Raw genomic sequence first — 22,153 nt, forward strand, 5'->3', positions numbered from 1 at the left:
TATCACGTAACGAAAACACAACGGCCCACCAAAAGGCGGGCCGTTGTGGAGAAAACTCAGGGGTTGATCAGTCCTGACGGCTGGTCACTTCCAGCAGGTGGTAACCGAACTGGGTCTTGACCGGGCCTTGCACCACGTTGATCGGCGCGCTGAAAACCACGGTGTCGAATTCCTTGACCATCTGGCCTGGACCGAACGAACCCAGGTCACCGCCCTGGCGGCTCGATGGGCAGCTGGAGTTGGCTTTGGCGACTTCGGCGAAATCGGCGCCGGCTTCGATCTGGGCCTTGAGTTCGTTGCACTTGGCTTCGCTGGAAACCAGGATGTGGCGGGCGGTGGCTTTGGCCATGGGAAAATACTCCATTCAATGTTCAGTAAAGTGCGGAGCCTACCGGATTCAGAGGGCTATTTCTTCTCAAAATGCCGTCCAGCTTAAGGCATTGTCTAAAGCCCGGCATTTCTTAAGCGTTCGGCATGTTGCACATACAGGTCAATGGGGTCGATGCCCTTGCGGACTTGACCTGTGGTCTGGCTGAGGCTGTCCAGATGATCCAGCGGATAGTCGGAACGGATCACTTTACCCAGATGGGAGCTGAACCGGCCGACCATGCCGTCATTCTGCTCGGCTTCGGTAGTGAAGTAGTGGGAGAACGCCCGCAGGAACCCGTGCAGCGGGTTGAGCGCATAGAGCCCTTCGTCGAGGATGTTTCCCTGCAGGGTGCCGCTCCAGGAGTAGTAGCGTACGCCATTCACCAGTTCGCGACCCTTGCCGCCCCAGGTTTTCGGCAACCCTTGAGGGTACTTGTCGTTGAATGCGCCGACACCTTCGGTGGTCAGCGCGTTGAGTGCGGCGATGGCGTTCTGCGGCAGGTGCCGGTTGCCGCTGAGCAACGACAGGAAGTCGGCGAACAGGGTGGCCACCGCTCCGGCGACCTGTTCTGGCAGGCGCCCGGGCGTCAGCGCCTTGCGCAGGAAGTCGGCCAGTTCTGAGCCGTGGTTCGGCCCGCTGACCGATGTCACTGAAGCGACCATCTGTGGCGCCAGCGCCCCCGCATATCGTGCAGCCAGTGCGCCCTGGCTGTGACCAATCAGGTTGACTTTGCTTGCACCGGTTCCTTGCAGTACCCGTTCGATCTGCACCAGCAACTGTTCGCCACGGGTTTCATTGCTGTGGGTCGCCGACAGGTGCGGGATGAAAACCCTCGCACCGGCGCTTCTCAGGGCCTGTTTGACGTCATGGAACAGTTCGAGTTTGCCGATGCGATCAAAGCCGAAGAGCCCGTGGACCAGCAGGATCGGATAGTCAGTGGTTGCATTCCGTAGCATGTACATTTCCTTTTTCGGAGTAGGTCAGGTGTGTGCTCAAGGGGGCACTCTAAAGCACAGCCACTGCTCGGCGATGTATGAAAAAGCCGCTGTAACCTGATGAAAACGGAATAGAAATCGTACGAAAACTCGAATGAGCGTGAGGTCTTGGTCGGAATATCCGGACATCTTTTTAACGATGGCCGAGATATTTCTTTCAATGACCTACCTCTGGTAGGTCATTTTTCCGTGCAAACCGACCCGATCGCGCTGCATCGCGGTTCTCGGCGACACGGCTTACTTTGGCTGCTGAGCGCTTCGTTGTGCACGAAGTCGCTCGGCGCCCTGCAACAACAATTGTTCCGTCCCGGTCCAGCCAAGGCAGCCGTCCGTTACCGACACCCCGTACCGCAACGAAGGGCTCAACGGTTGGCAGCCTTCGAACAGATGACTCTCAATCATCATGCCGACCAGCGAGCGATCACCTTGCAGGCGTTGTTCCAGCACGTCGTTGAACACGGCGGGCTGACGTAACGGATCTTTACCGCTGTTGGCGTGGCTGCAGTCGACCATGATCCGCGCCGGAATCTTGAGTCTGGTCAAGTCGCTGTGCACTTTGGCAATGCTGTCGCGGTCGTTGTTCGGCCCGCGATGGCCACCGCGCAATACCAGGTGAGTGTCGGGGTTGCCCGGTGTCTGGATAATCGCAGGATGGCCCTGGCTGTCGACACCGAAATGGCGGTGCGGATGAGCGGCCGAGCGCATGGCGTCGCTGGCGACAGCCACACCACCATCGGTGCCGTTCTTGAACCCTACCGGCATGCTCAGGCCACTGGCCATTTCCCGATGGATCTGCGATTCGGTGGTGCGGGCGCCGATCGCGACCCAGCTCAGCAGGTCGTCAAAGTAACCGGCGGCCATCGGTTGCAGCAGCTCGGTGGCAACGGGCAGGCCCAGTTGGAGCATTTCGCGCATCAATTCGCGGGACAGGGTCAAACCGCCCGCCATGTCATCGCTGCCATCCAGGTGCGGGTCGTAGGCCAGGCCTTTCCAGCCGACCGTGGTGCGGGGTTTTTCGACGTAGGCGCGCATCACCAGCAGCATCTCGTCGCCGACTTGTGCAGACAGACGGGCCAGGTTGGCGGCGTATTCGAGGGCAGAACGTGGGTCGTGAATCGAGCAGGGACCGACGATCACCAGCAGACGGGAGTCTTCACCGTTGAGGATCGCGCGGACGGCCTGGCGGTGGGTGGCGACTTGTTGGGTCAGGGCATTGCTGAGTGGCAGTTGCTGTTTGAGTTGCAATGAGCTGGGCAGACGCAAGGTCAGCGCTTCATTGGCAGGGCTCAAGGTGGACAGCGGCAGAGCAGAGACGGACGAGTTCATATTCGGGCTTCCTGGGCTGGCGGCGGGGTCGTCCCGCGCGCTCGGCCCTAGTGGGGTGTTCGACAATTGGCCGGATTGGCTGCGTGTGTGTGCTTGCCACCTGTGGGTGACCGATCGGAGGCGGCAGGCTGTCCCGAGCGGAAGCTGGTAAATCGCCAGGCGGTAAAAGTGTCGTAACGGTAATAAGTGGCGTAATTCATGTCGTAAATCCTCAAGTTGTCTGGTGTAACGCAAAAAATGTTCAGGGCTGAAAAAACAAAACCCCCGGTCGGGAGGCCGACCGGGGGTTGAGAATTCTCTGGTGGCGACCCGTTTAAAGTGGGCGCCGTGTGGGTATCAGGCGCGCCAGTGGCTAAACCAATACCCAAAATAAAAGCTGACCGAAGCACAAACGTCATTCGCCCGGGCAGCCGCAACCGAGCGCGGGGCGCTGGCGGTACGAAGCGGTGAGAGGGCGTTGAACATGGTCTGTCTCCGATGAGTGAGCCGAGCTTACTAGAGGCCGGTACGCGGATTCAATCAGAAAATGCTATCGGGCATCACGGGACGTTTCTATCGGTTGGGTGCGTCGGGAGTTGTGACACACTTTACGCAACGGGCGGCGTGTAACCGGCGTCCAAACCATCAACCTCAGAGGGACGAACCATGACGACGCTGACCATCGCCGCCGCACAATCGATCTCCGTCGCCGGTGATCTTGCCGCCAATATTGCCCGGCACCTGCGCTTCATGCAGGTTGCCGCGGAGCAGGGCGTGCAATTGCTGGTGTTTCCAGAACTGTCGCTGACCGGCTACGAGCGCGGTCTGGCAGCGGAGCTGGCCATCGCGCCAGACGCCAGAGTGCTGCAACCTCTGCGCGATTTCGCGCGGGAGGTCGGTGTGACCAGTGTCGTCGGGATGCCGATTCGTCTGTCGGACGATTCGCCGGTGTTGATCGGTGCCCTGGTATTGGGGGCCGATGGTTCGCTCGAGATCTACAGCAAGCAGCATTTGCACCCAGGGGAGGAGGTGGCATTTGCCCCGGGAACAGGCGGTTCGACGTTGAAGATCGGTACCGACACCGTCGCGTTGGCGATATGCGCCGATTTTTCTCACGCCAGTCATGCAGCCGCCGCGGCACGGCAGGGCGCTGATCTTTATGCCGCGGGCGTGTTGATTACAGAAAGCGGCTACGCTCCAGATACCGCACTGTTGCAAGGTTATGCCCGCACCCACTCGATGGCGGTACTGATGGCCAACCATGGTGGCGCAACGGGTGGCTGGGAGTCGGCAGGGCGTAGTGCAATCTGGGCGGCGGACGGCTCGTTGGTTGCGGCGGCACCGGGGACGGGGAATCTCATGGTGGTTGCTCGTCGCAATGCTGACGGCTGGAAGGGGCAAATCGTGACTGTCGCGGAGGCTTGAATGGGGTTCGAATTGCGCCCGGCAACGTCTCGTGACCTGGACTTCGCGCGTGACCTGACTTGTCGAAATATGCTGCGCTACTACATTCAACATGAACTGTTGTGGCAGGACGAGGCTTTCGATGTTGCTTGGGAGGGACGCGAAAACTGGCTGATTGTGCGTGATGACACACTGATGGGGTATGTCAGCCTGAGCCGTGACGCCAGCGCCTTGTATATCCGCGAATTGCATTTACTTGAAGCGTGCCGGGGCAGGGCGCCGGTTCGTGGGTGATCGATCAGGTATTCGCCATGGCCTGCAAGGAACGGCGCCCGGCATTGCGTCTGACCGTATTTGAAAATAATCCGGCAAAAATACTTTACGAGAGAAAAGGACTGAAGGTGGTCGGCAAGGACCAGTGTTTCCTGAGAATGCAGCGTGATATCAATGGACTGCATCGCTGAAACACACTGCCAGCAAGCCTCGCCAGAAGAATTGACACTTTTTATATGCTGCTTTCCGCTAGGTCTGCCAGTCGCTTTTTGCTAAGGTGTCCGGCAACCCAATAAGACCAAATCGCGAGGTGTCTGCTTGATTAGGGTGCTAGTAGTCGATGACCATGATCTCGTTCGTACAGGCATTACACGAATGCTGGCTGACATCGATGGCCTGCAAGTAGTCGGTCAGGCCGAGTCGGGAGAGGAATCCCTGCTCAAAGCGCGTGAGTTGAAACCCGATGTGGTGCTGATGGACGTCAAGATGCCCGGGATCGGCGGTCTTGAAGCCACGCGCAAATTATTGCGCAGTCATCCCGACATCAAAGTCGTCGCGGTCACCGTGTGCGAAGAAGATCCGTTTCCAACCCGCCTGTTACAGGCAGGTGCCGCGGGCTACCTGACCAAGGGCGCCGGATTGCCGGAAATGGTCCAGGCCATTCGCCTGGTGTTTGCCGGGCAACGCTATATCAGCCCGCAAATTGCCCAGCAACTGGCGATCAAATCGTTCCAGCCAACCAACGATTCGCCGTTCGACGCCTTGTCTGAGCGGGAAATCCAGATTGCGTTGATGATTGTCGGCTGTCAGAAGGTGCAGATCATCTCCGACAAACTGTGCCTGTCGCCAAAAACAGTGAATACCTACCGTTACCGTATTTTCGAAAAGCTTTCGATCAGCAGCGATGTCGAGTTGACGCTGTTGGCGGTTCGTCACGGCATGGTTGATGCCAGCCTCTGAAAATGACTGAAACCTTCGATCCAAGTGCTTTTCTGTCGACGGTCAGTGGGCGGCCGGGTGTCTATCGCATGTTCGACAGCGATGCCCGTCTGCTTTATGTCGGCAAAGCCAAGAATCTCAAGAAACGTTTGGCGAGTTACTTCCGCAAAACCGGTCTGGCTCCCAAGACCGCCGCGCTGGTAGGGCGTATCGCCCAGGTCGAAACCACCATCACGGCCAACGAAACAGAGGCCTTGCTACTCGAGCAGACGCTGATCAAGGAATGGCGCCCGCCGTACAACATCCTGCTGCGCGACGATAAGTCCTACCCTTATGTCTTTCTCTCGGATGGCCAGTTCCCGCGTTTGAGCATCCATCGCGGAGCGAAAAAGGCCAAGGGCAAGTATTTCGGCCCTTACCCCAGCGCAGGAGCGATCCGCGAAAGCCTGAGCCTGCTGCAAAAGGCTTTTTTTGTACGTCAGTGCGAAGACAGCTATTACAAGAACCGCACGCGACCTTGTCTGCAATACCAGATCAAGCGCTGCAAGGCGCCGTGTGTCGGCCTGGTCGAGCCCGAGGTGTATGCCGAAGATGTTCGCCACTCGGTGATGTTTCTTGAAGGGCGCAGCAACGCGTTGGCGGACGAGTTGTCCGCGGCCATGGAGGAGGCGGCGGTCAATCTGGAGTTCGAACGTGCCGCCGAATTGCGCGACCAGATCTCATTGCTGCGCCGGGTCCAGGACCAGCAGAGCATGGAAGGCGGGACGGGCGATGTCGATGTGATCGCAGCGTTCGTCAATCCGGGTGGCGCCTGTGTGCACTTGATCAGCGTACGCGGCGGTCGGGTGTTGGGGAGCAAGAACTTCTTCCCGCAGGTGGGTATTGAAGAAGACGTTTCCGAAGTCATGGCGGCGTTTCTCGGCCAGTACTTCATCAGCAGTCCCGAACGCGACTTGCCGAGCGAGCTGATCGTCAACGTGGTTCACGAAGACTTTCCAACCCTGATTGCGGCCATTGAAGAGCTGCGCGGTCGTGAACTGACCATCAGTCATCGTGTACGGGGCACCCGCGCGCGCTGGCAGCAATTGGCGGTCACCAATGCCGAGCAGGCGCTGGGTGCACGTCTGGCGAACCGGCAACACGTCGCGGCACGTTTCGATGCCCTGGCCGAAGTGCTGAGCCTGGACGAGCCGCCGCAACGTCTCGAGTGCTACGACATCAGTCATTCCAGTGGCGAGGCCACCGTGGCGTCGTGCGTGGTGTTCGGCCCGGAAGGCCCGATCAAGTCCGACTACCGCCGCTACAACATCGAAGGCGTCACGCCAGGCGACGACTATGCCGCGATGCACCAGGCCCTGACCCGACGCTTCAGCAAGTTGAAGGACGGAGAGGGCAAACTGCCGGACATTCTGCTGGTCGACGGCGGTAAAGGTCAGCTGTCGATGGCCCGTGACGTGCTCAATGAGCTGGCCGTGCCCGACCTGATTCTGCTGGGCGTGGCCAAGGGGGCGACGCGCAAGGCCGGTTTCGAAACCTTGTACCTCAACGATGCGGCCCATGAATTCACCTTGCGCGGTGATTCCCCCGCGCTGCATTTGATCCAGCAGATCCGCGACGAAGCCCACCGTTTCGCCATCACCGGGCACCGTGCACGGCGCGGTAAAACCCGCCGCACCTCGACGCTTGAGGGGGTTGCCGGTGTCGGACCGACACGTCGACGGGATTTGTTGAAACATTTTGGTGGATTGCAGGAGCTGTCTCGTGCCAGCATCGAAGAGATCGCCAAAGCACCCGGGATCAGTAAAAAGCTCGCAGAGTTGATTTATGCAAATCTGCACAGCGAGTAGAATGCCCAACTCACCTCGTAGCCAGTTGTGTCGATGAATATCCCTAATCTGATTACCGTTCTACGCGTCCTGCTCATCCCGATCTTCATTTTGCTGTTTTACTTGCCTTACCACTGGAGCTATCTGGCGTCGGCTTCGGTTTTTGCCTTTGCCGCCGCGACCGACTGGCTGGACGGGTATCTGGCCCGACGTCTGGAACAAAGCACACCGTTCGGGGCTTTCCTCGATCCTGTTGCGGACAAGCTGATGGTCGCCGTTGCGCTGGTGCTGCTGGTGCAAGAACACGGCAACCTGTGGCTCACACTGCCGGCCGCCGTCATCATCGGTCGCGAAATCGTCGTATCGGCACTGCGCGAGTGGATGGCCGAACTCGGTGCCCGTGCCCATGTGGCGGTATCGAACCTGGGCAAATGGAAAACCGCCGCGCAAATGCTGGCGCTGGTGATCCTGCTGGCCAATCCGTCGGACTTCAGCTTCTGGGTCCTGATGGGCTACGCTTTGCTGATGGTGTCCGCTGGCCTGACCTTGTGGTCCATGGTCCAGTACTTGCGGGCCGCCTGGCCGCATCTGAAGACGGATGTGGAAAAGAAATAAAACTTTTTTGAATCAAGGGGTTGACGGGGCATCTGGATTCTATAGAATGCGCCTCACCAAGACGCGGGAATAGCTCAGTTGGTAGAGCACGACCTTGCCAAGGTCGGGGTCGCGAGTTCGAGTCTCGTTTCCCGCTCCAAATACAGAAAAACGCCACTCATTGAGTGGCGTTTTTTTTGCGCGGTATTTTGTTGTCAGCATTGAAAAAAGAGGCTTTTGCCTCTTTTTTTCGTTCCAGTGATTTCTACTGAGAACCACCCCCAGCCACGCTTTTTTGTACATTAAAACGTACGTCGAAATCCGGTCCCAGGGCATGCCGGTTTTCAGATAGATGACGCATTGCTGGAACCCGTACATCTCTCCTCAATCGATCGAGACGAGGAGATGTACATATGCCTTTGACTGAAAATGCGAAAGGGGATTAATCCTCGAATCGCTCGAAGAGAGGATCGTCTCACTGCCTTGGCTGCTGGCGAGAATTCTCTTACAGCAGTCTTTCTGGCCTGGCGAACCTTCAAGGTGGTTACATTGAGGCTCGACCCAGTTTGATGTAGAGCTTGGGGGTGATGAAAGCACTAATCTAATGCTGAGGATTTTCAATGAGTTGCGGGTTTTTTGACCTGATCTCGGACTCAAAATTATCGATAGCGCTTAGTGCTAGAGTCTTTTGCTCAGATAGATTTTTTCTCGTTACACGCATCACTCGATTTCTTCTTGCTTTTAGATAATCCAATTGGCCCGCTGGGTTATCACTCAATGAAAGTGGAAGCATGGTTAAGGTGTCACTGAGTTCCTGCTTTGAGAGCTGTCCTTTCTTCGCGAAAATCAATAAGCGTTCCATATGGTGGTCAGAAAATAGCCCCAGCGCTATAAGTGAGTCTTCTAAATTTCCGCCATCTAGCACTCTTAAGTGCTCAACTAAATACTGAGCGCTCCAATCATTTCCTTGTTTAACCAAATGCATCAATTGGTTGAGGTTGCTGTTCGACTGCTCGATAACCGACCAGCATTCAGTTTCGCTAGCATCTGATAATGCAATAAGAGTACGCTTTTCTGGAGTGGTTAAAAACATCATAACTGCCTCTCGGCAATGGGGTGAACTATCACTCCCCGAAGCTGGCATGCCTAAGCTTGTAAGTGTGAGTAGCGTAAATAAAAATTCAAGTGTCGACTTTTTTATGATCATGGCGCACCACCTTTCAAAGTTCTAAACCAAATGGATCAATGAAATTTGTCGGGTTTCCCGATACATAGACAAATATATTTATCCCTCCCGCAGGACCAATCGGATCTCCCGAGATAAAACGCCCAAAACCTGGTTGGTAATACCGTGCCCGATAGTAATAGAGACCCGTGCCATCATTTTTTCGATCGGTGTACTGCTGCTGTTAACACTGGCGGAGCCGCTGCTACTGGTCTGGCCATAAGGGTCATAGGTGTATTGCGCGGTGAGCGCGCCAGTGCTGTCGGCAAGTGCTTGGGGTTGAACCCAGCGCATCAACCAAGTGGCTGTAGGTGCTGCCACTGGCCTCGGTGCGGTTGAATACTTCATCCAAGCCGCCCGTGAGGAGATTTGGCCCGTACCGTGGGGGTTACATTACCTTATCTTTCCAGAAGATTCTTCAGTGATGCATGACTGTCAATATATTTGATATCTGCAATTCTCCATCCTTTCGGAGAATCAATCATTACATACGAAAGCTTGATTTTTTCATGATTTGATGGATAAACAAATTGCACGTCAACGCGCCTTGGATTGATGCTCTTTATGCTTAATTCTGATGCGGAAGCATCTTGTGAGGCGAATATTGGATTAAACTCTAACTTGCAAATCTCGCCGGGATTGTTTGCAATGCAGTCTGCCTCCTTTAAAATGAGGTGCACAAGTTTGTCATCAAAATACTTCTCGAGTTCTTCCTTCGATTGCATTAGAAGAGGGTCTCCAATGCTCTTCTTGGCATCATCTGGAGATGAGAATAGCGCCTCCCAACCATAATTCTTATATAGTTGATATACAATATCTGTCGATTCGACATCTTGTGGGTAGGCAGGTTGTGCAAATAGAAGCGGCACTCCAGCGACATGCAGGAATACCAGGTTTCGCAAATAGACTAATGTTATAGATTTTATATTATTGATTTGGTGCTCGATATATTTGATATGTCGAGTTTTCATGTCCGATACCTGGTGAGAAATGATTTTTGTTGAAGTTTGACACCAATTGATCACTAATGAATATTTCAATATATCCAGGCGGATTTCCGCCAGGATGTGGTTGAAATACTACGGTATCACCTGCTGAGGAGTCATACCCGGTGGTCTGTCTGGCAATCGTCTTCTGGCTGCGTCTGTTGGCCGCCTCATAAATGAAGCTCCCGGACGTGGTGCCTTTGAGTGTGCTCAGGCGCTGGCGCGAATCCCAAGTATAGGTATTGCTGCCGTCACTGGTCATATTGCCGTTGGCGTCATACAGAAAGGATGCCGCTGACATAGGCGTAGAACCTATCCCCAAATTTTATCGTCGCATCCGTGCAGATTCCATCAGGGCATTTTCAGCACTCTGTCGAATAACCCTGCAAAGTTTTTCCACCGGTGCATTATTAATGCATGTATTGGAATTTAATATGATTCTATTTAGGTCGTCATCTGAGACAGTCGCATCGATATGTCGTATCGCCCAATTTTGAAAGTCAGGGTGTATTTTTGCAAGTGCAACAAATGTATCGAACTGATCCCATCCTTGGGTGAAGAGGTTCGCCACTGCTTCAGAATAGCCCTCGCCAAGCTCACCATCATCACAAGAAACGAAGACTCTCTGATGCTTGAAAAGGGAGGGCCAATCTCCGCGCGCATCAACTAAAAAAGACCCTGCTTGGCTATTCATTTCGGGAGGGCAGTTTCCGTATGCCGAAGCCTGAGAGAGTGACACACATCCCAATCCAAGTCCGAACAACAAGACTAAGAAGGTCAGGGAGCGAGTGCATAAAAATCTGATGAGCATCATGATTATCACCCTGTCGACCACACTACTGTTGCGTACCAAACTGAGGAGTATTGACGTTATTGATGATAGCAGTCATGGATGTTGCTGGGGCAGGTGTTATGAGATTACGCACGAATCCCATAGCAGCGTCTGTCGTTCGGATGCCTACCAGCGTCGGATGGTTTTGTGCACCGCTATTCGCTCTTCCTGAATGGAGTCCCATTCCTGTTCGCCCCGGAACGTTGAAGATGATAATCCAATGCAAACCATATGGGCCATTGGTACCACTCTCTGGATGCGGATTGGGGCCGTTGCCCTGATACTCAGAGTGATGACAAAATCTCATTGTTTATTTTAGTGAGAAAAGACCCCACCAAATTAGGCAGGTCCCCAGGATGGGGAATATTAGAATTAGCCAGTGTTTGGTAAGCCCATAATATATGCCGATACCCAGAATGCCATAAAGCGCAATATTTGCCAGTACGGATAATAAATACGGTTCATCGCCACTTGCTGCTAGCATAAAAAAGGAACTTGGCCATAAGGCTAAAGTTATTTTTTGTAATATTATTTTTGCACTATTGCTAAGAAGAGGCATGTTGTTATCTAGGCGCCATATGATATGGAGAATGATAGGAGTAAATGCTCCTGCAGTTGCAGACCAAATCAGAAGACGTGAGAGTTTCATTTTGCCTCCGGGGTGTAATTTTCTTTTAAGTTTTCCATCAGTCGTCTTGGCCATATTGTATATATAGAGTTTATTCCTCCGGCGCTAAGTGTGTCATGCACTGTGGTTGAGCAGTTTGGTCCTGTAATTCGGTAGTTTCCGGGGTTTTTTTAATTTGATCGGCGGCCTCTTGAACTTTGCGGTCTTGCTCAGGTGTTGTGTGAATTATTATTGTGCTTTCTGGAACTCTGTCTGTCTCTGTATTTTCCATTGTGCCAGGCACAGCTTGGCCGGTTATAATATCCAACATACTTGCTCCGGGAGCAGGAGCGAAGCCGGCAGGCTTTGAGGAATTTACATTGATAGTCCCAGTCAGCTCCTGCACCAGATTGATACCGTCAAAGACATACCCGGTGGTCTGGCCGGCAATCACCTTCTGGCTGCGCATATTGGCTGGGTCATAACTGAAGCTCCCGGATACGGTGCCCGTAAGCGTGCTCAGGCGCTGGCGCGAATCCCAGGTGTAAGTGTTGAGGTTGATCAGTTGACCGGCGTTATCGTAACCGTAACTGACGGTCACCCCGTTGGGCAGGGTCAAGGTGGCACGACGGTTGTCCGCGTCATAGGTGAACGCCGCGCTCTGGCTGCCGTTACTGAGATTGGTCAGACGACTGCCAGCGTCGTAGGTGTAATTCACAGCGGGCTGGCCCGTCACCGTCATACTGGTGCGGCGATCAGCGGCATCGTAGGTGTAGGAAACGGTGCCTAGGGAAGTAGTCTCGCTAAGCAGGTGATCCAGATTGTCATAGCTGCGGGTGATCGTGCCGCCTTGAGTATCAACAATCTGCGTCAGACGGTTACCACCATCGAAGGTGTAGCCCACGGTGGCATCCGGTGCTGTCAACGAGGGACCACTGCCAATCAAGGTCTGTCCGAAGGCTGATTGCGTGCGGCGATTCAAGGCGTCATAGGTGTAGGTGGCGATGACGCCATTGCGGGCGGTCCGCTGTGTCACATTACCCAAGCCGTCGAGACCATAGCTTTGCGTAGCGTTCAATGGGTCGGTGTAAGTTATACGACGATCGCGAGCATCATAGGTGTACGCATGCTCTCCGTTCTTGGCGTCAGTGACGCTCAGGAGATTACTGTTCGTGTCGTAAGCAAAACCGGTCACGCTTCCTGGCGGGTCTGTGATCCTGGTTTTGCGATCCAACACGTCGTACTCCATCAGGGTGCGGCGTCCCACGGTGTCAGTCAATGCCATGACGCGTCCCACGTTGTCGGTGACGTAGCTGGTGGTTCGCCCCAATGGGTCACTAACGCTGGCGAGGTCTCCAAGAGAATAGTTGAGAGCGGTATTCGCTCCGATGGGATCGGTGATCTGCGTCACCCGCCCTTGGCTATCTGATGTGAATTTCACGGTATTGCCCAAGGGGGCGGTAATCTGTGTCAGACGTCCCAAACTGTCGTAGCTGTAGTTGGTAGTATGGCTCAGACCATCGGTGTGACTGGTCAGTTGGTTGAAGGTGGGGTCAGCTGTCCGTTACGGCCTGCGATGTCCCTTGCAGTTGGGGCACGCTGGTGAGATTTCCCATGCCGTCGTGTGTATAGCCGGTTATTCGTCCCACGGCATCGGAGATAGAAGGAGCGGTAGGGGAAATCCCTGAAGTGGGATCTATCGCACAAAAATGCAAAAGCGACGCAGAAACGAAAAAGCCTGCAACGTCCTGGCCGGTGTCATCGTCGAAGGCGAATGGCATCCCGATCGTGTTTAGTAAGGCTCATCACAGAGTGCACCTTAATAATGAAGGAAAGATAAGAATACTTCTTACAAAATTATCAAAAAAACCTCTATGGGAATTAATAATTAATTCATAAAAAAATGTACTTCTCCTAACCTTTAAGCATCAATTGCGGAGGTGCATTTATGTTGATTTTCATTAAGTCGATGATCATTGGGCTTTGTATCGCAGCCCCTGTGGGACCCATTGGGCTGTTGTGCATACAGAGGAGCCTTGCGCTTGGATGGAGAGCAGGTTTCGCGACAGGGTTAGGGGCGGCCACAGCCGATTCGATCTATGGATTTGTCGGTGCGCTGGGAATCACAGTCATCATAGCGACACTCATTAGCTTTAAGCCATGGTTGTGTATTTTGGGGGGGATGTTCCTCGCGTACATTGGTTATCAAACAATAAAATCGAAAGCGAGCTCAACAGCCCTGGCGGGTGAACGAGCCAACCTGTTAAAAGCCTACTTGAGTACACTGTTTTTGACACTGTCGAACCCAATGACCATCCTGTCGTTTATTGCGATATTTGCTGCCATGAGCGATGGCATGGCTAATGATCAAAGCGGTCAGCACTCAGTGCTGCCTATGGTGACAGGTATATTTCTAGGCTCGGCTGTCTGGTGGCTGGGATTGAGCGGATTCTCCTCCATATTCAAGACCAGAATCTCCCAATCAAAGCTCAGGTTGATCAACTATTTTTCCGGGTCAACCATCACCATTCTGGGTGCCTACCAAGTAGCCACTGGCGTTATGCTCGCCACAGCAGCTTAATAGGGAAATGAGGCAAGGCTTATTTCTTATTGGCTGATGAGTAAGCCTTGGCATCAATCCCCTACGGTTTGACGGGAGGATGCTTTACTGCATTCTGGATTCAATGTACGCCCTGAGGCTGCCTATCGCTTGTTTGATTTCTGATTCTGTCGCATTGCTAAACGACAACCTGACCTGAGTGACAGCCTGACTCGTCAGCGAAAACAAGGAAGTGGGAAATACAATAACCTTGAAGTTCCTGGCGCACTCGTACATTTCAAAACATCCAAATGTGAAAGGCAGCTGTACATTGATGAAAAAGCCTCCCTCTGGATGGTTCCAGGTGACACTTCTTCGAGAGTCAGCCTTGACCGGGAATTCACATTCAAGGCATTCAATCATATAGTTTCTTTTTTGCCTGTAAGACAACACTCTTGGTTGATTAAGCTGTTTTAAAGAGTAATTGTTCTCTATCAGCAAACCTCCGACAATCGCTTGGCACAGGGCAGGCGTATTGACGGTGATCAAGCTTTTGGCTTTACATAACCTCGCACTAAAGGAAATCACCCCAGCGTTCTCCGGGGCGACTACATAGCCCATACGCAATCCCGGAAAAATTGACTTTGCAAAAGAGCCAAGAAGGAATACTCGACTACTGTCGATTGACTTCATCAAGGGGATTTTATCTCCCTCGTACCTGAAGTAGCTGTAGGCATTATCCTCCAGGATAAAAAAATTCATTTCATTGGCCAAGGAGAGCATGGCCTTTCTGTCTTCATAGGACAGGCTGTTAGCAGTAGGGTTACTAAAATCTGAAATCGCGTACAGCGCTTTTACCTTTTCCCCCTGGACTCAAGATCTTCAGCTACCTTGCGCAGGGCAGATGGATCGAGGAAGGTGTCCTCGGGAACGGGTACAATTTTTATTCTTAATAATTTCGCAATACCCGTTATTCCGGAAAACACAGGGTCAGGCACTAATAAAACACCACCTCCTTCAAAAATTGATAGCAGTGTCAAGGTCGCAGCTTCCTGAAACCCCATGCACACGACAATACTTTCAGGGTTGAAAATCTTTATGCCTTCATCCACCTGCAAGTGTTCGGCTATTATGCCGTTGATAATTCCGGTGGTTTTTCCATATTGGCAAAGTAGTGTCGCAAGCGAGTGTTCCGGATTGACGGCGTATCGTGCATAGCTGGCCAGCCCTTTATCGATGAGGGACAGGTCGCATTGCTCGTCGTCAGGTCGACCGGACGCCAGAGAGATTGCCTCTGGATTTTCACTGGAAATGGAATTTAGAAGATGGATAACGTTCAGAGTAGGGTCTTCGAATATCGTTTTTTCGAGTACGCTGGGCAATCTCGCTTCTCCATAAAAAGCAACGAGCCGTTGAAGGCTCGTTGCTCATGATTAACATCTGTTACGCAGGTTTAAGTGCACTTTTTTGATTGGCCATATTTTCCATGGCCACAAATGCCTGAAGCAGATCCTCTTTAAGATCCTCAAGGGCCTCTAAACCAAAACACAATCGTACCAACCCCTTTTCAATCCCCATATCCGCTTTTTCCTGCTCAGTCATCGAGGCATGGCTTCCACTAAAGGGTTGCGCAACCATTGACGTGACACAGGCCATGCCCGTACCCGTTCCAAACCATTTGAGGGAGCTGGTGAAGGTTTTGTAAAAGGGGACCAGATCGGGCCGAATATCAACAAACACAATGCCACCGTAGCCGGTCAATTGTTTACCATCGACTCGTGGATAATATACATGCTCAATGAAGGGCAGTTCCCGTAGATAGTTGAGCATGCTGGAGGTTGTGTTGCTGTGTTTCTCCATGCGCAGGTTAAATGTTTGCATGCTTCTGCGAAGCAGCCATGCGCTATTAGGCGCTAATATTGAGCCTGAGTAAAAGCGGCCTTCGAGGAGGCGCGTATAAATCATTTCATTGTTGACGAGTACCAGGCCACCCATGACATCGCTATGCCCGGAGAAATACTTCGTTGCGCTGTACAGAGAAATATCCGCGCCGAAGTTCAGAGGCTTTTGAAATATCGGAGTGGCCCACGTGTTGTCAACGACCACCAGAGCGTGTGGGTTGTTTTGCTTAACCGCCTTGCTGACCGCATGAATATCAATGTCTTTCAGAAAGGGATTGGTCGGTGTTTCGAAAATGACCATGTCCACGTCCGGCGGCAACTCTTTCAATCCACTTTCCGTGGTGAGATCCAGAATCGTCAGTTTCGCACCGATACGTGCCGCATATCGCTGAAACAGCTTATAAGAACAGCCATAGATATATTTGTTGATCACCAGCGACCCACCAGGTTTCAGCAGCTCCAGCACCATGTAGATGGCACTCATTCCGGTGCTGTAGGCCAAGGCGTATTCGCTTCCTTCCAGTGCAGCGACAACCTGTTCCAGCTCAGTCACATTGGGATTGGCTTTTCTCGAGTAGAAGAACGCCGAGTCAGCGCTAAAAGCGCTGCACTGATAAATAGGCGTCACGGATGGGTGGGCCTCTCGGTCATCGACCCTGATGTGGAGTATTTCAGTAGACACGCTCATGATTTGCTCACCAGTTTGATAACCTGCTCATACATGTTCTGCTTGCCTTCATACCCAATGGTCGGCGTGATGTCGTTTTGCGAAATACCAATCTCTTCAATCGACTCGGTTGGGAAGTGAGCCCTGTCGAATACTTCATGAAGATTTGAGTTCACCCCCTTGGGAAGCCAGACTTCAGGGCCTGATTCATCAATTCGTGCCTTGGCAATAATAAATCTATAGCTTTCATACGGCCGCAATGTCAGTGATTTCCAATCACTGTTGAGCCCGTCGGTATAGTTGCGCCGCAGGTAGACGGTCTGTTCAAAGTCTTCAGTATTCAGCACTTGGGCGTGCAGCGATACGATATCCCCATGCCACTCGAACTTTCGCTTCTCGTAAGAGGTCAATGCAGCCTCTCGCAGTTCAACAGGCATGTTCGCTTTGTGTTCGCCCAGTAACTTGAAGTGTGCGTCGTGCCCACACCGGGTGCAGCAACCGTTGCTATCCAATCCGATCAGTTCAGCATTCAAACCGTAGCGGGTAACGAGTAGAGCGTTACAATTATTGCAGTTGGTATTGGTGCCCTCGACATCATTTACGTTACCCAGATAAACATGCTCAACCCCCATGCTCCGGGCAATGTCCCGAGCCTTCAGGAGTCTATCCACGGGCGTCCTGATGCTATTACTCATTTTATAATCAGGGTGAAACCTTACAAAGTGGAGCGGTACATTCGGGCCCAGTTCATCCAGTACCCACTGGCTGATTTTCCTGGCGGTATCCTCATCGTCACTGATATCGGTAACCATCAAGGTGCTGACTTCAACATATTTACCAGCATCGTATACTTTCTTGATGCCAGCCAGAACGGGCTCTACCCAGCCTGTTGTGACTTTTCGATAGTATTCGGGGGAGATGGATTTTAGCGAAATCGAGAATATGTCGATGACGGGCAATAGTTCATCAATGGCTTCTTCACTGATAAAAAAAGCTGATTTATATAAATTGATTAAGCCCGCTTCCTTTGCCAGTTTTGCCGTATCGAGGATAAATTCATGCCAGACAACAGGGTCGTTATACGTCCAGGAGATAACGCGTATACCATGCTTTAAGGCGGTTTCTACAACCTGTTCAGGCGTATAGTAGTAAACATCTTTGTCTGTCACATACTTGGCCTGAGAGGTCTTCCAATTGTGGCAGTAGCCGCAGTTAAGCATGCAGCCGATATTGCCTAGGGAAAGGATTCGCTCTCCGGGAGCAAAGTGGAATACCGCCTCGGTTTCGATGGTCTCTTCGGTGCTGTGAACGCCTTTGCCATAATTCAATGTAACTAACCGGCCGCCTCTGTTTCCGCGCACCTTGCAAAAACCTACTTTACCCTCCTGAATGACACAGTTTCGGGGAGAAAGATGACACTTTACAACGCCGTTCGGGAGTATTTCTTCCAACTTTGCAGGCGTGCTTTCCAAGGTCCAGTTTTTATTTTTTGTAGTGTCCATCTCTCACTCCTCATTTCACGGAAGTTGCTGTCAATATCATCGGTTTAAATAGTCGAGGCGAAACAACCCCGCCGCCACAGTGGCGGCAATCCCCTAGTAGTTATTGATAGGCGGAAGAAACGCTGGTCAATCCATAATTCTTAAGTGAAAAACGCCTGGCGTTTATATTCATGAATGGCTGTATAAGAGGGCCTATGACCAACAAGAATGCAATGGTTCCCATACCGAAGGGCCCGCCTAGAAGCCATCCGGTTGAAAAGATGCCAATTTCAATTATCATTTTGGCTTTGGTGAATGACCACGCCCATTTGGACACCATGGTAAGCACCACAAGGTCCATGATTCTGATACCAATACCGCTCATGATAATCAGTGCAGACGAATAAGCACACAGCACCAGACCCATCGCCAATATCGTGTACTCATTCACTCTGACAATCAAATACTCTCCAAGCCCCAGCACGGACCAGAGGTCAATCAACAGACCTGTAAGTGTGGTTGTAACAAATGGGCTTATCGGAGGATATTTCTTGTTCCAGAGCATCCACCACAGCAGAAAGAATAGAGAAACGATACCCGAACAAACGCCCATTCCGAGCATGAGTATTTTATTTATCGAGATGATCAGGACATCTAATGGGTCAGTCCCCAGTTGACTGACTATGAAAAACTTGGCCCCCACCGAGAAAAGGGCGACGCCAGCCAAATACATAAAAATCTGATCCATCTTGAAATCACGAAAACTTAGGACTTGCGTTCCAATATAATTCGCGAATGATGGATAGGATTTTTTTTCACACTTTATTTTTTCATCTTCCATACGAACACCATCCCTGGAGGAGAATATTTTATTATGCAGTGCGTAACGCTAAGGATTCAGAGCTATTGATTACCCGGGTTCTTGTTAGGCTTTACCGGGCTGCAAATAGACTAGCACTCTGCTTTATTTTGGTGCATTATTTTTTAATGAAAACCGGGTGCTTTTCATTAAAATTTATACTTTTTGCTGTGGGAGCTTACATGGACCGTATAGACATCAAAATCTTGGGGAAGGTGCAGGACTTTGGTCGCATTTCCATCACGGAGCTGTCCAAGCACGCAGGTCTTTCTATTCCCGCCACCACTGATCGGTTGCGAAAGCTCGAAGATTCTGGGGTCATCAAGGGATATAGCGCTCAGTTAGATCCAACCAAACTAGGGTTCGGCATATCTGCTGTCGTCGGCATGACCACCCTCAAGCCTGCGAAATCCAAATTGATAGCGACGCTCAACGACATACCCGAAGTCGTTGAGTGCCTGCACGTCACGGGTAACGACTCCTACCTGATCAGGATCTATGCCAGGTCAATGGCCGATATCGAAAATATCATTGCGAAGATCAACGCGTACGGTGAGACACGTACAAGCATTGTCTTGTCTGTCCCCATCGAGAGAAGAAAGCTTGTCCCTTGAGCCCGTACATAGAACAGTCAGCGGTCAGCTATTTCAAGGGTGATCATTTTGTTTGCCCTGAACGGCGCCAGCAGCGATTCATCTGTCCCTGAATCGGTAATTAACGTCCACGGCTCTTTGAGGAACGGTGAACAATGTCATGCCGGTCGCAGACACTTGGGGTACTGCGGCCGATGTGCCTGCACCCACTAACGTACTTGGCCGTTATGGATCACCCGAAGAGGACATCGCACCGGTGGTGCTGTTTCTCGCCAGCAAGGATGGGCAATTTTTGACGGGGTATAGCCTGACGCCTGACGGTGGCCAAATCATCGATAGCGCACGCTGATTTTACCGTCCAGTCTGCAACCGATTGCCCCACAGGGAACACAAGACTCGCCTTGGCATGTCTTGTGTTTTTTCAAGCGATGCTCTCCGATGCAACAGGTTCTCGCGAGGCAGCGCGTGCCGCCAGGAAGGCAAGAACTGCCGCCACGCCCAGCAGCGTGGCGCTCAACTCGAAAGTCGCTCTATAGCCATTCGAGTCAAATACCAGCCCGCCAACGGTTGCGCCGGATGCAATGGCCAGTTGGATGATCGCCACCATTAAGCCGCCTCCGGCTTCAGCATCCTCTGGCAATGTTCTGGCCAGCCATGTCCACCATCCCACCGGCGCCGCGGTCGCAACCAGCCCCCAGAGACCCAACAAGACGGTGGTGGTAGCCGCAGAGCTGCCGAACGAAACGAGTGCCAGTGCGATCGCCGCCATCAATATCGGGATGACGATGAGGGTGCGATGCAGGCCATTTTTCAAGAATGCTTCAATCAGGAAGGTTCCCGCGAGGCCTGCCAGGCCGAGGACGAGCAACATCAGTGACAGCATGGAAATACTGACGTGCGTGACTGTTTCAAGGAACGGGCGCAAGTAGGTAAATAGCATGAACTGGCCCATGAAAAAGACACTGACCGCCGCCATGCCTAACGCGACCGGTGTGCTTTTCATCAACCTGAAAACATTTCCAGTGCCTGAACCGCTTTGCGACTTCATCGCAGGAAGGCTCGCCCAAAGCCAGAGACTGGCGATTACCGCGACCGGGATGACGCACAAAAATGCGCCGCGCCATCCGATGAAGGCTCCGAGAAAACTGCCCAGAGGTGCTGCAATCACTGTCGCCAGAGCGTTGCCGCCATTGACGACTGCCATGGCGCGAGCGATCTGGTCGTCAGGCACCAGGCGTATGGCAGTTGCCGCCGACAATGACCAGAAACCACCAATTGCTACGCCGATCAGCGCGCGGCCGGCCATGAACACCCAGTAGTTCGGCGCGAACGCGACCACGGTTCCCGAAACGATCATCAGCAGCGTCAGGGACAACAGCAGTGGCTTGCGGTCGACCCGCGCCGCCACCGAAGCGGTCAGGAGGCTGGCGAATAGCGCAAACAGCCCAGAGACTGAAATGCCCTGGCCCGCTTGCCCTTCGGTGATATGCAGATCGGCGGCAATCGGTGTCAGCAGGCTGACGGGCATGAACTCCGATGCCACCAGGACGAAGGCGGCGAGCGACATGGCGAATACGGCACCCCATGATTGTTCAGGTTTTCGCGGGGCTGAGAGCGTGGGTTGGATCATTGATTGAATCCCGTAATGCGCGAAGCGTCGCGGCCCCGGGAACGAGGCCGCGCGTGAGAACGGATGCCCGGCCAGGGCACTGTTCAGTGCTACTTCAGGTTGCTTTTGAAGAATGTGGTCAACTTGGCGAATGGAATGAGGTCGACCCGGTCGTAAAGATCCACATGGCCGGCATCTGGAATGATGAGCAGTTCTTTAGGTTCTGCCGCGCGTTTGTAGGCATCCTCGCTGAACTCGAGTGAGTGTGCCCGGGCGCCAGCAATGAACAGCAGTGGGCGAGGGGAGATCGTCTCGATGTCGTTGAACGGATAGAAGTTCATGAATTTCACGTTGCTGGTCAGCGTCGGCATGGTGGTTGTCTGTGCCGATGCGCCGGCAGGGGTGACCTCACCACGCGGTGTGCGATAGAAATCGTAGAACTCGTCACCCACGGCGTTGCCGGTCAGCTTCAGTGGTGAGCCGCTGGTATAGCGGACTTCGCCACCCCAGAATTCGGCGTTGCGCTGCTGCGCCGCTTCGCGAATGATTTGCTGGCGTTGTTCGATCGTTACACTGTGCTTGAGGCCATTACGATTGGCGGCGCCCATGTCGTACATGCTGACGGTGGCGATGGCCTTCAGACGCGGATCGATCTTGGCCGCACTGATGGCGAAGCTGCCACTGCCGCAAATACCGATGACGCCGATACGTTCACGGTCGACCAATGGGCGAGAGCCGAGAAAGTCCACGGCGGCACTGAAGTCTTCGGCGTAGATATCAGGCGAAACGGCCTGGCGAGGCGTGCCTTCACTTTCACCCCAGAAGGACAAGTCCAGCGACAGTGTGACAAATCCCTGCTCGGCCATTTTTGTGGCGTAGAGGTTTGCACTCTGCTCCTTCACTGCCCCCATTGGATGACCGACAATGATCGCGGCATTCTTCGATTGAGGATTGAGGTTCTTCAGGATGAACAGATTGCCCACCACCTTCATGCCGTATTGATTCTTGAAGGTGACCTTTTCTACCGTCACTTTTTCGCTTTTGTAGAAGTTGTCCGCGCCGTTCGACAAATCGGCTCCCGTTGAAGAAAAAGAGGTAACAAGCAGCCCTAGGGCAAGCAAAATGCCTTTCACTGGATAGTCCTTTTG

The 22,153-nt window shown here is 52.8% G+C and carries 24 protein-coding genes, 1 tRNA gene and 2 pseudogenes; 9 read left to right on the top strand and 18 right to left on the bottom strand.

The window, feature by feature from the left end:
- Positions 1 to 67: 67 nt before the first annotated feature.
- The 3 genes from LOY28_RS11395 to LOY28_RS11405 form a co-directional block, all read right to left on the bottom strand.
- Positions 68 to 349: a peptidylprolyl isomerase gene (locus tag LOY28_RS11395; RefSeq protein WP_007933754.1), complete on the bottom strand. Its 282-nt coding sequence runs from the start codon at positions 347 to 349 to the stop codon at positions 68 to 70.
- A gap of 95 nt (positions 350 to 444) precedes the next feature.
- A complete protein-coding gene (locus tag LOY28_RS11400) occupies positions 445 to 1,326 on the bottom strand; it encodes a triacylglycerol lipase (RefSeq protein ID WP_018927672.1) in 882 nt (293 codons plus the stop codon).
- Positions 1,327 to 1,602: 276 nt separating this feature from the next.
- Entirely contained in the window at positions 1,603 to 2,691 is a 1,089-nt protein-coding gene (locus LOY28_RS11405) for a 3-deoxy-7-phosphoheptulonate synthase (RefSeq protein ID WP_258613854.1), read from the bottom strand.
- Positions 2,692 to 3,336: 645 nt separating this feature from the next.
- Here LOY28_RS11405 and LOY28_RS11410 point away from each other — a divergent pair.
- From LOY28_RS11410 to LOY28_RS11435, 6 genes and pseudogenes are all read left to right on the top strand, one after another.
- Positions 3,337 to 4,095, top strand: a complete 759-nt coding sequence (locus LOY28_RS11410; protein WP_018927674.1) for a carbon-nitrogen hydrolase family protein — start codon at positions 3,337 to 3,339, stop codon at positions 4,093 to 4,095.
- Positions 4,096 to 4,538 (top strand): annotated as a pseudogene (locus LOY28_RS11415) (GNAT family N-acetyltransferase). It begins immediately after the preceding gene.
- 127 nt (positions 4,539 to 4,665) lie between these two features.
- A complete protein-coding gene (gene uvrY, locus LOY28_RS11420) occupies positions 4,666 to 5,307 on the top strand; it encodes a UvrY/SirA/GacA family response regulator transcription factor (protein WP_008015884.1) in 642 nt (213 codons plus the stop codon).
- 2 nt (positions 5,308 to 5,309) lie between these two features.
- On the top strand, positions 5,310 to 7,133 hold the full coding sequence (gene uvrC, locus LOY28_RS11425; RefSeq protein WP_007933764.1) for an excinuclease ABC subunit UvrC: 1,824 nt from the start codon (positions 5,310 to 5,312) through the stop codon (positions 7,131 to 7,133).
- Between the two features lie 33 nt (positions 7,134 to 7,166).
- Positions 7,167 to 7,727 carry a CDP-diacylglycerol--glycerol-3-phosphate 3-phosphatidyltransferase gene (pgsA, locus tag LOY28_RS11430; RefSeq protein ID WP_007933765.1) on the top strand — a complete coding sequence of 187 codons (561 nt, stop codon included), beginning with the start codon at positions 7,167 to 7,169 and terminating at the stop codon, positions 7,725 to 7,727.
- A 63-nt stretch (positions 7,728 to 7,790) separates the two neighbouring features.
- Positions 7,791 to 7,866: transfer RNA gene (locus LOY28_RS11435), tRNA-Gly, on the top strand.
- Between the two features lie 441 nt (positions 7,867 to 8,307).
- Here the strand turns inward: LOY28_RS11435 and LOY28_RS11440 are convergent.
- The 8 genes and pseudogenes from LOY28_RS11440 to LOY28_RS11470 form a co-directional block, all read right to left on the bottom strand.
- Complete coding sequence (locus LOY28_RS11440; protein ID WP_258613855.1) at positions 8,308 to 8,913, bottom strand: hypothetical protein; 606 nt, start codon at positions 8,911 to 8,913, stop codon at positions 8,308 to 8,310.
- Between the two features lie 13 nt (positions 8,914 to 8,926).
- A pseudogene (locus tag LOY28_RS30075) lies at positions 8,927 to 9,049 on the bottom strand (RHS repeat-associated core domain-containing protein); the annotation flags it as partial.
- Positions 8,992 to 9,279: a hypothetical protein gene (locus tag LOY28_RS11445; RefSeq protein ID WP_258613856.1), complete on the bottom strand. Its 288-nt coding sequence runs from the start codon at positions 9,277 to 9,279 to the stop codon at positions 8,992 to 8,994. The gene LOY28_RS11445 and the pseudogene LOY28_RS30075, both read right to left, overlap by 58 nt.
- Positions 9,280 to 9,329: 50 nt before the next feature.
- Positions 9,330 to 9,902, bottom strand: a complete 573-nt coding sequence (locus LOY28_RS11450) for a hypothetical protein (RefSeq protein ID WP_258613857.1) — start codon at positions 9,900 to 9,902, stop codon at positions 9,330 to 9,332.
- Positions 9,859 to 10,218 carry a hypothetical protein gene (locus tag LOY28_RS11455; RefSeq protein ID WP_258613858.1) on the bottom strand — a complete coding sequence of 120 codons (360 nt, stop codon included), beginning with the start codon at positions 10,216 to 10,218 and terminating at the stop codon, positions 9,859 to 9,861. Before LOY28_RS11455 ends, LOY28_RS11450 begins: the two co-directional genes overlap by 44 nt.
- A gap of 24 nt (positions 10,219 to 10,242) precedes the next feature.
- A complete protein-coding gene (locus tag LOY28_RS11460) occupies positions 10,243 to 10,731 on the bottom strand; it encodes a hypothetical protein (protein WP_258613859.1) in 489 nt (162 codons plus the stop codon).
- Between the two features lie 328 nt (positions 10,732 to 11,059).
- A complete protein-coding gene (locus LOY28_RS11465) occupies positions 11,060 to 11,398 on the bottom strand; it encodes a hypothetical protein (RefSeq protein WP_258613860.1) in 339 nt (112 codons plus the stop codon).
- 70 nt (positions 11,399 to 11,468) lie between these two features.
- Positions 11,469 to 12,797: a hypothetical protein gene (locus LOY28_RS11470; protein WP_408981037.1), complete on the bottom strand. Its 1,329-nt coding sequence runs from the start codon at positions 12,795 to 12,797 to the stop codon at positions 11,469 to 11,471.
- A gap of 507 nt (positions 12,798 to 13,304) precedes the next feature.
- On the opposite strand from LOY28_RS11470, the gene LOY28_RS11475 reads away from it, so the two are divergent.
- A complete protein-coding gene (locus LOY28_RS11475; protein WP_018927726.1) occupies positions 13,305 to 13,937 on the top strand; it encodes a LysE family translocator in 633 nt (210 codons plus the stop codon).
- Positions 13,938 to 14,021: 84 nt separating this feature from the next.
- Here the strand turns inward: LOY28_RS11475 and LOY28_RS11480 are convergent, their stop codons facing one another.
- The 5 genes from LOY28_RS11480 to LOY28_RS11500 form a co-directional block, all read right to left on the bottom strand.
- On the bottom strand, positions 14,022 to 14,678 hold the full coding sequence (locus tag LOY28_RS11480; RefSeq protein ID WP_309475742.1) for an aminotransferase class I/II-fold pyridoxal phosphate-dependent enzyme: 657 nt from the start codon (positions 14,676 to 14,678) through the stop codon (positions 14,022 to 14,024).
- 71 nt (positions 14,679 to 14,749) lie between these two features.
- Entirely contained in the window at positions 14,750 to 15,277 is a 528-nt protein-coding gene (locus LOY28_RS11485; RefSeq protein WP_256597204.1) for an aminotransferase class I/II-fold pyridoxal phosphate-dependent enzyme, read from the bottom strand.
- Positions 15,278 to 15,338: 61 nt separating this feature from the next.
- A complete protein-coding gene (locus tag LOY28_RS11490; RefSeq protein ID WP_258613861.1) occupies positions 15,339 to 16,484 on the bottom strand; it encodes a PLP-dependent aspartate aminotransferase family protein in 1,146 nt (381 codons plus the stop codon).
- Positions 16,481 to 17,965 (bottom strand): AmmeMemoRadiSam system radical SAM enzyme, encoded by a 1,485-nt coding sequence (amrS, locus tag LOY28_RS11495; protein ID WP_018927729.1) that lies wholly within the window; start codon positions 17,963 to 17,965, stop codon positions 16,481 to 16,483. Before amrS ends, LOY28_RS11490 begins: the two co-directional genes overlap by 4 nt.
- Positions 17,966 to 18,065: 100 nt before the next feature.
- Complete coding sequence (locus LOY28_RS11500) at positions 18,066 to 18,785, bottom strand: YitT family protein (RefSeq protein ID WP_018927730.1); 720 nt, start codon at positions 18,783 to 18,785, stop codon at positions 18,066 to 18,068.
- 200 nt (positions 18,786 to 18,985) lie between these two features.
- On the opposite strand from LOY28_RS11500, the gene LOY28_RS11505 reads away from it, so the two are divergent.
- Entirely contained in the window at positions 18,986 to 19,417 is a 432-nt protein-coding gene (locus LOY28_RS11505) for an Lrp/AsnC family transcriptional regulator (RefSeq protein ID WP_019578517.1), read from the top strand.
- 139 nt (positions 19,418 to 19,556) lie between these two features.
- Positions 19,557 to 19,745, top strand: a complete 189-nt coding sequence (locus tag LOY28_RS11510) for a short-chain dehydrogenase/reductase (RefSeq protein WP_081791079.1) — start codon at positions 19,557 to 19,559, stop codon at positions 19,743 to 19,745.
- Positions 19,746 to 19,817: 72 nt separating this feature from the next.
- Here LOY28_RS11510 and LOY28_RS11515 read toward each other — a convergent pair whose 3' ends face one another.
- Positions 19,818 to 21,026, bottom strand: a complete 1,209-nt coding sequence (locus LOY28_RS11515; protein ID WP_258613862.1) for an MFS transporter — start codon at positions 21,024 to 21,026, stop codon at positions 19,818 to 19,820.
- A gap of 89 nt (positions 21,027 to 21,115) precedes the next feature.
- Complete coding sequence (locus tag LOY28_RS11520) at positions 21,116 to 22,138, bottom strand: alpha/beta hydrolase (RefSeq protein ID WP_018927734.1); 1,023 nt, start codon at positions 22,136 to 22,138, stop codon at positions 21,116 to 21,118.
- Positions 22,139 to 22,153 lie beyond the last annotated feature (15 nt).

Source organism: Pseudomonas sp. B21-017 (assembly GCF_024749245.1).
Lineage (GTDB): Bacteria > Pseudomonadota > Gammaproteobacteria > Pseudomonadales > Pseudomonadaceae > Aquipseudomonas.